The sequence below is a fragment of the Mesorhizobium sp. L-8-10 genome (genome assembly GCF_016756635.1).
Taxonomy (GTDB): domain Bacteria; phylum Pseudomonadota; class Alphaproteobacteria; order Rhizobiales; family Rhizobiaceae.
On sequence record NZ_AP023263.1, the window covers coordinates 7,228,287 to 7,240,596 of the forward strand.

The window sequence follows — 12,310 nt, forward strand, 5'->3', positions numbered from 1 at the left end:
GATTCGTCATTTGGCCTCTGACCGCGGCCTTGTTTGTTGCTGCCTGGCCGCTGTTCTTGGCAACCCAGACTATAACTCGGTTCTGATCATTCCGGCTGTATTGGCATCCGGATAAATCGTCGAATAGCCGTAGCGGTTCTTAAGTCCGCCAACGTCCCATTTCGACGTATGCATGCTCTCATAGTTGAAGATGAGCTCGATGCCCCCGCCACCGTGCTTCACGGTGCGGGCAATCGATTCGATGTGTGGGTGTTTGTGGCGCGAGCCGTCTGTTGAAACGAGGAAACGTCTCGCGCTGATCTCCTTCATCAGTTCGACCGAATGTGTGCCGTGGCTGCCGTGATGGGAGAGCTTGAAGGCGTCGAGGGCGACAGGTCCGCCGTTGCTCCGTATCCTGGCAAGCGAGGCGGCCAGCAGCGGGGCGTGGCCGTCGCCTGTCAGCACCGCGCGGCGTCCGTCGAACTCGGCCAGCACACAAATGCTGGAACCATTTGCAGCCGAGGTGTCAGGCTCGAAGTCCGATTGCGCCGCTTCCTCCACTTCTTCAGCAGTCAAAGCGCCAAGGCTTTCTACGATAACGGAATCAGTGTCGTCCTCTTCCGCACCAAGCAGTCCGGCCTTCCTCAACTCCTCCTTCCAAACCGGCTCAAGCGTCTCCAACTTGGGCCAGGTCGGTGACAGCAGCGTCAGTTGCATCCCGTCATTCAAGGTCTTCACCGGCAGTTCGCCGCTGTCGGGGATCACCACGGACTTACCATCGAACGCCGCGTTCCAATCCCAGCCCTTGGCCTCGATGCCCTTCGTGAATTCCTCTCCCTGCTTGGCGCCGAGCGATTCAACACGTTCGAGGTGACGGTGGCCGTTGAACCAGACATCCTTGAAGCTGACCGGCAGGTCGGGCGCCTTGAGCATAGCAAGCAGACCCTCGATGTGATCAGCATCGACATGGGACAGTATCAACAACTCGAACTTCCGCTGGTCGGCGGGCAGCGAAGCGAAACGCTCCTTTAGTGTATTCCACGCGAGTTTGCGGCCGCCATCGATCAGGATACGGCGCGGGCGGACCTCATCGCCATATTCGATCCACAGGCAGTCGCCCTCGCGACCCGGGAGCATGTCGATGCGAAAGATGCTCATCGCTGTGTCCTGTCGCTAATCCTGACAACAGTAAATGCCTGGGAGAGATCGAGCCGCAGCGCGATCCGATGCACGATCTTCATCTTCTCCTCCACGCCAGGGTCGTCGGCGAACTGCGTTAGGCCGTCGAGCAGCCAGGACACACCAGCAGAATAAAACGGAACACCCCGGTCGAAGGCATCCAGCAAACTGGCGCGTGCCTCTTCACCGGAATTCTTGTCCCTTGGAAAACGAAGACGTAGCGAGGCTTTCAGAATGGCGCCGTCCGGAATATGCGGGAACCAGTTGGCCAGATTGTCCACCCAGTCATGCCAACTGGCTTCTTCAAGATCTCCAGCCGCGAGCAAGACATATCCGCCTGCCGCTGCGCCAAGAGGGTTCCGTACTTTTTCGTACAGCATGTGGCGGGCCTGCCGTACCGCGATCGCTGCCTTGGGCAACGCGGAGGCGGACATCAGTCCGGCCATTGGGGCGAAATCGGGATCCTCCACAACGACGCCGATCCGGATGTCGTTCTGCCGTGGCTCCATACGTACCATCATCTGAACGGGGACCCGCTCGTCTGTGCCAACGCCCTGCCAAGGCAACGGCAACGATACCGCGAAGCGCTCCCCAAGCCACTCGACGAGACCGAATTGCCGTTGATGTGCGGCATCGACCTGATAGAGCCAAGTCGCCTCGCTGCTGTCTTGCCAGGCAGGCGCAAGCGAAGCTAACGGTGCGGTATCCGGCGAGAGGATGTTCCTCCAGGCCTCGGCGGCGCGCAGCGCACTCTGCCAAATGCGTACCGTCGGCTGATCGGTGCGTGCTCGGGCATGGCGACCGGTGCTTTCCAGGCCGGTCGAGACGACTACATCCTTCGCCGAGAGCCGCCGCAGCGTTTCCGCGCCCTCGACATTGCCGACCAGATACTGCAACCCGAGCCATTCGTGGGGTGAATGCTCGACGGACTGAAGCGTGACTGGCAAGTGCTCTCCGCTTGCCACAGCAACTTCCTTGCTGATCACCTCTCCAGACGGGAGTGTAGCTTCGACCAACCAGCGTCCAGGTTCGACTCCAACCGAATAGGCTCGGCTGCCAGCGTTGGCGGGGATAGTGACATCGATCCTCCGCCCTCGTGTCACCGCGTCGCCGCTTTCGTTCGCGACTTGCTGGAGGGTGGCGACCGCTCCCATCGAGGTCTGTACCGATTGCTTGTGCAGGCGGAGCGCGAGGCTGCTCATGTCGGCACCTTGACGTTCACAATCCGGAAAGCTGGACGTACCGTGTTGGGAACAATGCAGGGCGGTTTCGCCCCAAAGGTAACGCTGAAATCATAGCTACCCGAGGGCAGTTGCAACGCCCACTCGGTTTCATTGAGTCCCTCGGGCGGTGCGGCCTCTGGTGCCCCGCCGGCGGTCTGGTAGGTAAGTGATGCCGAGGCGAGCGCTTCGGGCGGGTCGCTCTTCACATAGACAAGTGCATGCGGCGGGTTTTGCAGGAAATTCAGATGGATGTTCGAAACGTCATCGGCGGTCGGGACCTGTTGCTTTTTGATCGCCAGCGCCTGGCGCGCCGCTACATGCTCCACCGCAGTCTGGATCCTATTGGTGCTGATGCGCCAGTCTCCCATTTCGTCATCGGCGGCGAGATCGCTCAGCGCTTTCACCAACGCATCGGTGAAGATTGTAGGCTTGCCTGGGAGTGCGAAAGCCTTGAACCCGTTGAGCGTGGCATAGAAGACGGGAGCCCGGCGTGGCGGCAAACCGAAGGGGCGTTGTCCTCCCCCGATGACAACCTGACCGGCGTGGCCGATTGCCTCGATCAGCGTGTCGGTGGAGGCGCGGCAGGCATCGATGAAGAAGCACTGTTCGCTCGCCTTACTGCGCCCCATCCCTATCCGCAGGCGCCGAAAATCGATTGCGCCTTCCAGCGCGTTGAGAGGATTCGCGCCATAGTCCGAGAGTAGCAGGGCCGTATCGGTTCCAGCCGCGATGCCGTGCCCGCAGAAATAGAAGATCAGAAGGTTGTCGGCGTTCTCATCGCCTCGCTTGAAAAACTCGGTGATGGCCAGGCGCACATTGATGGAGTCCGCCAACGCGACGTCGAATTTGATGGCCGGGTTTCTCGGGTCCAGGAACGGGGCCGGTATGGTTTCTGAAAGCAGCAGCGCGACACTGGCCAGCGGTTTCGTCGGATTGTGGAAATTCTCGGACATCAGCCAGGATGCGAACAACCGCGCCGAGATCGGCGGCGATGTCAGCTGCTCCATTCCGTCATGGTGTTCAGTGCGCGCCTTCGAGCCACCATTGAGATGCGGATAGTCGCCGACGCCGATCACCAGCGCATGCGTCGCCGGTCCAGCCACCGCGAGGTCGTGGACTAAGAAAGACTGCGCCATTAGTTCCTCCAAGGTCTGCTTATGGCAAAGTCAATATGAAAGACGCTATGATGACAATGGTATTCTTTTTCTTGCGGGGCGGCAGGAATACTGCCTAGGAGAAACAATTGTGCAGTCCACGACAGACACCGGACCATCGGAGACGCAACTTGCTGATTCGGTTGCCGGATTTGGCTGGGACGGCAACATGCTCGAACCAGGCATTGCGCTGGCAATGTCGGGCGGCGGTTTCCGCGCAATGCTGTTTCACGCCGGCGCGCTGATGCGGCTCAACGAGCTTGGCGTGCTGTCGAAAGTCAGACGGGTCTCAAGCGTATCCGGTGGCTCGATCTCTGCCGGACATCTAGCCGCGGTTTGGCGCGGGCTCGGCCGTCCCGATGCCAATGGGGTCTTCGCAGAATTCAAGGTAAAGTATGTTGCACCGATCCTTGCTTTCTCGCGAAATGATCTCGACGTGAAGAATGCCCTTGTCGGCCTGCTGCCCGGCTTCTCGGCAGCGTCCCAGGGGCGAAAAGCTATGAGAGGAACCTGCTCGGCACACGGACGCTGCAGGACATTCCGGACAATCCGCACTTCGTATTCTGTGCGACCAATCTGCAGACCGGCGTTCTGTTTCGCTTCTCCAAGCCCTATGCGGGCGACTACGTGATTGGTCGGCTGGACAAGCCGAAAATCAGACTCTCGCAAGCGGTCGCGGCTTCCTCGGCTTTTCCGCCGGTCCTTTCGCCGATGGAACTGAGACTGCCGGAAGGCAGCTTCACCGACTGGCCGACACGATCCGGCATCCAGTCGATGTCGCAAGGCGAACTTGCGGCGTTGCGCAAAAGGATCGTGCTGACCGACGGTGGCGTATACGACAATCATGGCTTGGAACCGGTGGTCAAACGCTACATGACCGCGCTGGTCAGCGACGGCGGCGCGCCGTTCGGGCGAGGTGCCGAGATCGGCTTTGATTGGGTGCGGCAGCTCCGGCGTATCCTCGATGTAACAGACAACCAGGTCCGGGCGTTGCGGCGGCGCAATCTCATCGACAGGTTGTCGGCTGGCAAAGCGGCCTTCGACAAGGGCACGCTGAGTGCCAATGAGACGCGCGCGCACGAAAGACTTGGCGCCTATTGGGGAATTGATACCGACGCCGCCAAGTTCACGCTACTTGATGCGTTGCCCTGTGACGGCCCGCTCACCGATCGTCTGGCAAGAACCTCAACACGCCTCGCCGATCTCGGCGAAACCGTCTCGAAGCAACTCATCAACTGGGGATACGCGATTTGCGACCGCAGTGTGCGAACTCACTATCGCGGCGCCGATCCGCTGGCTGAGATCCGACCGGCTTGGCCGTATAGCGAGGCAGCTTTGTGAGCTCCACGTTTCATTCATAGTTGCTTTTGGCCGTTCGCCCCAAAGGCCACTCAGATTGGGAGGTCCTCGTCCAGTTGAGCACCCACCACCGCGACTGGAATATCGCCTGCCAGCAGCTTCTCCTTCGACAGCAGCCCGGCGTCTTCAAGCGCATCGAAATCCGGCAGCTGGCGCAACGTGTCGAGCCCGAACTGCGACAGGAAGTTCTTCGTCGTCACATAGGTGTAGGGAGCGCCCGGCTGCGGACTGCGCGGTCCCGAGGCGATCAGGTCCTGCGCGCGCAGCACGCCAATCAGATCGCGCGACACCTCCTTGCCGAAGAAGGAAGACAGCTCGCCGCGGGTGATCGGCTGGAAATAGGCAATGCACATGAGGACGAGCGCCTCCGACTGCGACAGTTCTTTTGTCCCCTGCCCCGCAGGGGTGCCGAAGGCGGCTGGATGGCGTCGCCAAAGAGTTTCTTGGTCCGGTGCTGCCAACCGCTGGCGACGGAAACCAACTCGTAGGGGCGGCCGGCGAGCTCGGCGCGGATGTCGTCGATGACCAGGTCGAGATTGCAGTTTTTTCCCACCACCCGCGCCAGCACCTCGCGCGGCACAGGCTCGCTGGCGGCAAAGATCACCGCTTCGACGCGGCCCATCCATTCGCGCCAGCGCAGTTCCGGCGGCAGATGTTCCAGCTCGGTGTCCAGCAACGCCGGCTGAACGTTTGGCTTCCGGCGGGCAGACGCTTCGGTCATCCCTACAACCCAAACAGCCGAAAGGTGGTGCGGCCGGAGAGCTCGCGCACGGCCTCCAGTTGCTGCAGCCGTTCGAACAGCCGCCGCGATGCAAAGCGAGACAGATTTTTCGTCGTCAGCGATCCGGAGACGGCGTCTTCACTGAGCAGCAGAAAGATTACGTCGCCGGCGCCTTTGGCGCGCAGTTTCGGCGCCACCGCCAGGAGTTTTTCGGCACGACGCGACAAATCGGTGGCCAGCCGGCAGGCCTCCGCCGCCGCTTGGACCAGCGCGACGCAGACCGCGCGGTCGAAATTTTTTTCGCCCGGTCGGATGCGCTTGCCGCCGCCGGCCTGGGCGCGGAAGGGCGGGCCAAAAGCCTGGGCGATCAGCAGCGGGAGCGGCAGCGGCCAGCGCAGGCTTTGCGCCAGCACCAGGTCGGCCAGCCACCAGGCAAAGAGCTCGGCATCCGGCCTCATAGCGACGACATGAGCGGCGATCGCCGCGGCGGCGAATGGCGCCGGCCGCTGCGACTCCGCTAGGGTATTGACCTCCACGCAAAGCGCTGCGAGCGCGGCACCGTCCCAACGGAGTCCGAGCAGCTCTACGATCTTGGCCAAACGATCGGCGGTGGCGACAGGAGGCCGCAGCGCCAGCTGCCGCCAGGCGCCAAAAATAGCGCCGGCTGGACCGGGGTCGGCGCCGGCCGGGCGCAGGTGCCAGGTATCGCGAAGGGCGGCCGCGTCCTCCGCGCGGCCGGCGAGCCGCATGCTGGCGGCGGCGCAGTTGAGCGCCAGCCGCTGGCGCCAAGCCCCGGCCCAGGCAGGCTGCGCGCGCGGCGAGGCCGTCGAGCGTGCACAAGGCGGCGCCGGCCTGGAAGGCGGCGGCGGCGCCGCTTGGCCCGCCGCCGCCGGCGAGCGCCCAGGCCGGCACGGTCGGCGGCGCGGTGGAGTTGGCGATCGCGGGATCGAGGCGAATCATGGTTTTGGAGGGTAAAGCGGCCGTGCGCTTTGCGCCATGATTTGCACGCTGAAACGCACAGGCTGTCGAAGGCACAAAACGAATGATAATGTTGCATTATCAGTTGCTTAACTCTACTCTTCCACTCGCAACAAGTTAGCTGGATAACATCACTCTTCGGGCACACCCGGACGACGGTTCGGTGCAGCCACTCACGTCAATCCGGACAGTCCCGTCTTCTCGTCGCGACTATCCCGGTACCCGGAGTTGGTCACGGCGACCTGCTTCCGAGCCACCTTTCGAATAGGCCGAGCTCGGATCACCAGCTCTAAAGCTCCACGTGATTGCCTATTCGATAAACCCTCCGTCAAGATTGCAGCGGCTAGAAGCCGCCGCAGCCAAACGGTCACAGCGCCCGCCCAATCGAACCTGAAATCATACCGGCAGGCGGACTTGCACGGGGGCTGTCAGTGGAGCAGGCGCGTGAAAGAGCACATGAAATAGGTGTATCGCCAATATTTTCGTATTGCTCTAATCGATTATAGTTGTGAAGCGCAATTTCAGCCCGTTTACTTGCCGCTCAAGTCACGCATAAAAGAAGGTAGCACCGATTCGGTAGCTTATCCCCTGTCTTTTGCGTACTCGCGGCCCGTGGCGCCGAGTGGACGATTGAAGATCGCCGGTCTCACTAGCAGGTGGGCACAAGCGCCTGGGGCCGGTTGGCAAGCCACAGGAGTAGGACAAATGTCGAAGGATTCGGGTAAGGGCGATCACGGCGGCAAGATCGAGATCACGGTGGTGGTGAACGGCCAGCCCACGCAGGTCGAAGCCAATCCCAACCAGCCGCTTCACGTCGTTCGTGCCAAAGCCCTTGAGAACACGCAGAACGTCGCCCAGCCGGTCGAGAATTGGGAATTCAAGGATGAGGCCGGCAACCTGCTCGACGTTGACAAAAAAGTTGGCGATTTCGGTTTCGCGAACATTGTGACCCTGTTCCTCAGCCTGAAGGCGGGTGTAGCAGGTGCCTGAAATCCAGACTGTGGACCCTGCGGTCTCGCGAGCGAAATTCGATCGGCAGATCGGCTGGTTCCAAACACAAGCGGGCGCTTACCGGGCTCAGGGTTGTTTCCTGATCGAGGCGAGATTCCCTACTGCCTTCTTCATCTTCGCACCGCCCAAGATAAGGCCACAGATAATCGGTGCAGCTGTCGAGATCGACTTCTCCAATTACGACCTCCGACCTCCGTCGGTAGTCTTCGTCGACCCCTTTACCCGCCGGCCGGTTGCCCGCAAGGATTTACTGCTAAGTATGCTCAGACGACCGCATCTACCCGGAACCCCACCGGATATGATTTCGGTCCTCATGCAGCAGAAAGCTCTGTCGCTAGCGGACTTCCTCCAGGCCAACAGTGCGGAACATACGCCATTCCTGTGCATGGCAGGCGTCCGGGAATACCACGACAATCCAGCCCATTCAGGTGACTCATGGCTTCTCCACCGGGGTTCTGGCGAAGGCTGTTTGGCCTTTATCCTGGACAAGATCATCAAGTACGGGACCGGCCCCGTGGAGCAGATACAGTATCAGTTCCAAATCTCAGTGGGAGCGATGGTAGTACCCCCATCCGCCATCCCGGAATGAGCGTTTTGATGGATGTAACGACCGTGACGCTCCCGCGCCACTGCATCTCGACTGTGCATGCGCATCTGCGCTCGGTTGGTCGCGAAGGCAATGAGGGGATGGCGCTCTGGGTCGGCGTTCAGCAAGACCAGCATTTTGCCGTAACAGAGACCGTGCTCCCGGCGCAGCGTCACATTCGGACGGGCGATGGTGTTTGCGTGATGGTTCCGGCCGAGGAACTGCACCGGCTTAATGTCTGGCTCTACAATAGCGGCCTGAAACTCTTGGCCCAGATCCATAGCCATCCGGGCCGAGCCTACCATTCGACGACCGACGATGCTTATGCGGTTGCTACCACGGTTGGGTGTCTGTCGCTGGTAGTGCCGAATTTCGCCCGCGAGCCTTTCGATTTTGCTCGAGTCGCCGCCTATCGGCTCGACGGAAAAGCCAACTGGAATGCGCTCCCTTCCGCGGCACTGTCGCGAATGATCACAATAACGAGTTGAACAATGGCACTCGCTAACTTCATCGACCGCGCCGCCACGGCGGCATCTCAGGTCCTAGCCGATTTTCATCTGGAGGACTTTAAAGCAGCTCTTGAAAAGCAGGTCGTGGCCGTCGCCTTTGACGATCAAGCCGCTTCCTGCGCCGAAGGCCAGGCGACACTAGATCTTGCGGTGAGGTTGCTCGCCAGGCTCTATCCAGTTCTGGCGATACTCCCGCTGGGCAGCGCGGCAAGCTTTCAAGCCCAAGCGCTGGAGCGCTTGGCAAAGTCGATAAATCCAAAAGTTGGCATCCGGCGTTCCGGCAAGTCTGCCACCATCTGCGTAGTTGCAGGGGTGACGCGCCCACCACTACGGTGCCCGACCTTTTTCATGGGATCGGACGGTTGGGCGGCAAAGCTGTCGCGTACGGACCCGGTGGGCTCCGGCTCGAGTTTGCTGCCCTATGGAGCTGGCGCCGCCAGTTGCTTCGGCGCCGCCAACGTCTTTCGAACCATCTTCGCCGCCCAGCTGACCGGCGCCGAGTTAGACGAAACCATCGACCTCTCGTTATACAGCTACGACAAGACCAAAGCCGGCGAGGCAGGCCCGATCGACATACCTGTCGACCTTGGCGAAACGCACCTCGTTGGGCTCGGTGCGATAGGCCATGGCTCGCTTTGGGCGCTAGCGAGACAACCCGGTCTCACGGGTCGTCTGCATGTAATCGATCACGAAGCAATCGAACTCTCAAACCTGCAGCGCTACGTATTGGCCGGCCAGGCGGAGATTGGCATGTCCAAGGCGGTTCTTGCAGCCACCGCCCTTAGATCGACGGCCATTGGGGTCGAGGCGCACCCGCTGACGTGGGCAGAATATGTTGCGCGCCACGGCGACTGGGTCTTCGACCGAGTGGGTGTGGCGCTTGACACCGCCGCCGACCGTCTGGCGGTCCAAGGTGCTCTGCCCCGATGGATCGCGAATGCCTGGACGCAGGAGCACGACCTCGGCATCTCGCGGCACGGGTTCGATGACGGCCAAGCTTGCCTTTGTTGCATGTACCTGCCGTCCGGGAAATCCAAGGACGAGCACCAGCTGATTGCCGAGGAACTCGGAATACCGGAAGCACACGAGCAGGTGAAAACGCTCCTGCAGACCAATGCCGGAGTTCCCAACGACTTTGTAGTTCGGGTGGCTACAGCGATGGCTGTGCCGTTTGAACCGCTAGCCCCGTTTGTTGGCCAGCCCCTGCGTTCCTTTTATCAGCAGGCTATCTGCGGCGGTCTGGTGTTCCAGCTCAGTGATGGAAGTCGCCGCGTTCGAACCGTGGTTCCGATGGCCTTCCAGTCAGCGCTTGCCGGGATTATGCTTGCCGCCGAGCTCGTCAAACACAGCGCGGGTTTTCCCGTGGGCCCGACGACGAGCACTCGGGTGAATCTTCTGCGCCCACTTGGCTCCCGCTTGCACGATCCGAAGGCCAAGGATTCCAGCGGCCGCTGCATCTGTAGCGATGACGATTTCATTGCCGCTTACAGGCGCAAATACGGCAAGAGCATCGTACAGCTAAGCGATGTCTCCGCCGCCTAAAGCAGACGCGCGAATGTCTCCGTTGCCGCCGGGCGGCGATGTGCGCGCCACTACGAAACCCCATGTCCGCTCCTCTGCCGTCCGAGGGTCCATGAGATAGCCTCCCCACGCGCCACACCGGAAACCTCCTTTCCGATGTACCGATCAAGCACCGGCCTCCATGGCACGAGCGTGAACTCGCGCGACTTCTCGATCACGGCATATTTGCCGCTGGCAAGCTCGACCGATCGGCGCAGCGTGCCTTCTATTCGTTCTCCAGGCTGCGCTTCGGCATACGAGAGACCGAGCTGATCCGACAGCTGGCCGGCGACACGGTTCAGCTCGCGCTGGCGCAGGATCGAAATCATGTTGGCACGATAGACGACCCGGTCCTGTTCTTCGTGCGCGAGGCCTTGCGCGATCAGCCACTGCCGCCGACGGGCATGCGCCTCCCGCACCTCATGCCCGAAGCCTGAGTTGCGCAACGGCTCCGGTCTCTCGGCAACCAGGTTCCGGTCGAGCCAGGTGGCGCCTTCGAAGCTGACTTGGCGTTCCAGCGGCATTGATGAGAGCTTCTCGACTATTACAGGCTCGACCCTGGCCCGCAGGCGCTCGTATTCCGCGACACGATCGAGATGATCCGGCGCGATGATCCAGGTGCCATTCGGCTCTCGCTCCACGCCGCCGGTGGAGCGCCGGATCGCGTCCAGCCGGCGGATATGCGTCTCGGCAAAGCTTTCGGTGGCGAACGCATCATGCTTGAGGTGCATATCGACGCTGTAACGGCCGCCGTGTGCGGTAGCGATGTCGGCGATTGTACGGTCGACTTGCCTGGGCTTGGTATCCCTAGACGTAACACGCACGATGCAGCCGTCGGGCGTCGGTTCTGTCAACTCGCCTTTGCCGATGTCTATCCAATGGCTTTTGCCGTCAACGCCGTCGACGATGAGGTAATGCCGATCGTTGATTTCGTCGGCGAGCCCGCGCGCGACGAGGCGGCCGACGACCGGTGTGGAGGGCTCTTCACGTCGATCGTGGACAAGGTAATCGGCGGCACTGCGAGCGAGCCCCTTGCCAGTCAGCTCGCGGTGCATGGTCTTGATGATGTCGCCGCGTTCGCCGGTGCGGCGCAGCGTGGCTTCCAGCTCATCATCCAGGCGCCAGCGGACCGGGTCGACCTCCTCGGCTAAGCCCATCCGCTCGAGCTTGCGCAGACGGCCTTGATGCAGCGCCTGGCGAAAGGCGTCGCGGCCGTCCGTAGAAACAAGTCGGTCCTCATCGCGCATGCGCAGCAGCTGCCGGTCGATGCTGGTGAAGCGTTCCTGCTCCATTTCCTGGCGCAAGCGCTGTTCAATCTCGCGGTCGGTACGGGGACCGAGGTCGAGGCTCACCAGTTCGGCCGCCCGCTCGCGGATGCCGCTCGAAATATACTCCCGCGCGATGACGAGGTTTTCGCCGCGATCATCCTTGCCGCGGACAATGATATGGGTGTGCGGATGGCCGGTGTTGAAATGGTCGACGGCAACCCAGTCGAGCCTGGTGCCGAGATCCTCCTCCATCTGCGCCATGAGCCGCCGCGTCAGCGGCTTGAGGTCGTCATACTCAATGCTGTCTTCCGGTGCGACGATAAAGCGGAATTGATGCCGGTCGCTATCCGCGCGATCGACGAAGGCCTTACTGTCGATGCGATCCCTGCCGGGGCCATAGAGTTTGCCGGGTTCGCCTTCCCTGGTGACGCCATCGCGCTGGATGTAGCGCAGATGCGCACGCGCTCCGTCCGCACCCTTGCCGGCCAGCTTCACTATCCGCGCCTTGACCATCACCCGCCGCTGCCGGAAGGCGGCATACCGGTCGCGTGACTTGAGCAGCGCGGCCGCCGCCCCGCCGCGGCCTGTCCGGCTCCCCGTGAAGCGACCGCCGCGCTGGAGGCGGCCGCCGGCTCGGTTGATCGCTGCCTTGACCTGGCCGGCATAGCGCTTGCCTGCTTTCGAGCCGCGCGAGCCGATCTTGCCGAGCTTCGGCCTGAACTCATCGTCCTGCATACCAGCCTCCGGCAAAAAGGATGTGCAGACAAAGGCTTCGCCGCCTCA

10 protein-coding genes and 2 pseudogenes are annotated in these 12,310 nt (G+C 61.6%); 6 read left to right on the forward strand and 6 right to left on the reverse strand.

Features of this window, described 5'->3' with window-relative positions; genetic code table 11:
* Window positions 1–69 precede the first annotated feature (69 nt).
* The 3 genes from JN280_RS33695 to JN280_RS33705 are packed head-to-tail and all read right to left on the reverse strand — an operon-like array spanning window position 70 to window position 3,517.
* Entirely contained in the window at window positions 70–1,137 is a 1,068-nt protein-coding gene (locus JN280_RS33695; protein ID WP_202308657.1) for a hypothetical protein, read from the reverse strand.
* Window positions 1,134–2,360, reverse strand: coding sequence for a hypothetical protein (locus tag JN280_RS33700; RefSeq protein WP_202308659.1), 1,227 nt, complete (start codon window positions 2,358–2,360; stop codon window positions 1,134–1,136). The genes JN280_RS33695 and JN280_RS33700 overlap by 4 nt, the downstream gene beginning before the upstream one ends.
* Window positions 2,357–3,517: a caspase family protein gene (locus JN280_RS33705; protein ID WP_202308661.1), complete on the reverse strand. Its 1,161-nt coding sequence runs from the start codon at window positions 3,515–3,517 to the stop codon at window positions 2,357–2,359. The genes JN280_RS33700 and JN280_RS33705 overlap by 4 nt, the downstream gene beginning before the upstream one ends.
* Before the next feature lie 109 nt (window positions 3,518–3,626).
* Between JN280_RS33705 and JN280_RS33710 the strand changes: the two genes are divergently transcribed.
* Both JN280_RS33710 and JN280_RS33715 read left to right on the forward strand, forming a co-directional pair.
* Window positions 3,627–4,166 (forward strand): patatin-like phospholipase family protein, encoded by a 540-nt coding sequence (locus JN280_RS33710; RefSeq protein WP_244742465.1) that lies wholly within the window; start codon window positions 3,627–3,629, stop codon window positions 4,164–4,166.
* The gene (locus JN280_RS33715) at window positions 4,112–4,876 is read left to right on the forward strand and encodes a patatin-like phospholipase family protein (protein ID WP_342216203.1); all 765 of its coding nucleotides are present in this window, start codon (window positions 4,112–4,114) and stop codon (window positions 4,874–4,876) included. Before JN280_RS33710 ends, JN280_RS33715 begins: the two co-directional genes overlap by 55 nt.
* 50 nt (window positions 4,877–4,926) lie before the next feature.
* On the opposite strand, the pseudogene scpB reads toward JN280_RS33715, so the two are convergent.
* Both scpB and JN280_RS33725 read right to left on the reverse strand, forming a co-directional pair.
* Window positions 4,927–5,615 (reverse strand): annotated as a pseudogene (gene scpB, locus JN280_RS33720) (SMC-Scp complex subunit ScpB).
* Between the two features lie 2 nt (window positions 5,616–5,617).
* A pseudogene (locus JN280_RS33725) lies at window positions 5,618–6,575 on the reverse strand (DUF1403 family protein).
* A 723-nt stretch (window positions 6,576–7,298) separates the two neighbouring features.
* Between JN280_RS33725 and JN280_RS33730 the strand changes: the two are divergent.
* The 4 genes from JN280_RS33730 to JN280_RS33745 are packed head-to-tail and all read left to right on the forward strand — an operon-like array spanning window position 7,299 to window position 10,241.
* A complete protein-coding gene (locus JN280_RS33730; protein WP_202308665.1) occupies window positions 7,299–7,583 on the forward strand; it encodes a DUF2604 domain-containing protein in 285 nt (94 codons plus the stop codon).
* Entirely contained in the window at window positions 7,576–8,193 is a 618-nt protein-coding gene (locus JN280_RS33735; protein WP_010913845.1) for a putative metal-binding protein, read from the forward strand. Before JN280_RS33730 ends, JN280_RS33735 begins: the two co-directional genes overlap by 8 nt.
* Before the next feature lie 8 nt (window positions 8,194–8,201).
* The gene (locus JN280_RS33740) at window positions 8,202–8,678 is read left to right on the forward strand and encodes a Mov34/MPN/PAD-1 family protein (RefSeq protein WP_244420607.1); all 477 of its coding nucleotides are present in this window, start codon (window positions 8,202–8,204) and stop codon (window positions 8,676–8,678) included.
* Between the two features lie 3 nt (window positions 8,679–8,681).
* Entirely contained in the window at window positions 8,682–10,241 is a 1,560-nt protein-coding gene (locus JN280_RS33745) for an E2 ligase fold family C protein (RefSeq protein WP_096453868.1), read from the forward strand.
* A 50-nt stretch (window positions 10,242–10,291) separates the two neighbouring features.
* Here JN280_RS33745 and rlxS read toward each other — a convergent pair whose 3' ends face one another.
* Window positions 10,292–12,262: a relaxase/mobilization nuclease RlxS gene (gene rlxS, locus JN280_RS33750; RefSeq protein WP_202308667.1), complete on the reverse strand. Its 1,971-nt coding sequence runs from the start codon at window positions 12,260–12,262 to the stop codon at window positions 10,292–10,294.
* Between the last annotated feature and the right edge of the window lie 48 nt (window positions 12,263–12,310).

Coding starts and splice junctions, on each gene's coding strand:
- JN280_RS33745 (WP_096453868.1), top strand. CDS start 8,682: ATGGCACTCGCTAACTTCATCGACCGCGCCGCCACGGCGGCATCTCAG.
- JN280_RS33730 (WP_202308665.1), top strand. CDS start 7,299: ATGTCGAAGGATTCGGGTAAGGGCGATCACGGCGGCAAGATCGAGATC.
- JN280_RS33695 (WP_202308657.1), bottom strand. CDS start 1,137: ATGAGCATCTTTCGCATCGACATGCTCCCGGGTCGCGAGGGCGACTGC.
- JN280_RS33700 (WP_202308659.1), bottom strand. CDS start 2,360: ATGAGCAGCCTCGCGCTCCGCCTGCACAAGCAATCGGTACAGACCTCG.
- JN280_RS33740 (WP_244420607.1), top strand. CDS start 8,202: ATGGATGTAACGACCGTGACGCTCCCGCGCCACTGCATCTCGACTGTG.
- rlxS (WP_202308667.1), bottom strand. CDS start 12,262: ATGCAGGACGATGAGTTCAGGCCGAAGCTCGGCAAGATCGGCTCGCGC.
- JN280_RS33705 (WP_202308661.1), bottom strand. CDS start 3,517: ATGGCGCAGTCTTTCTTAGTCCACGACCTCGCGGTGGCTGGACCGGCG.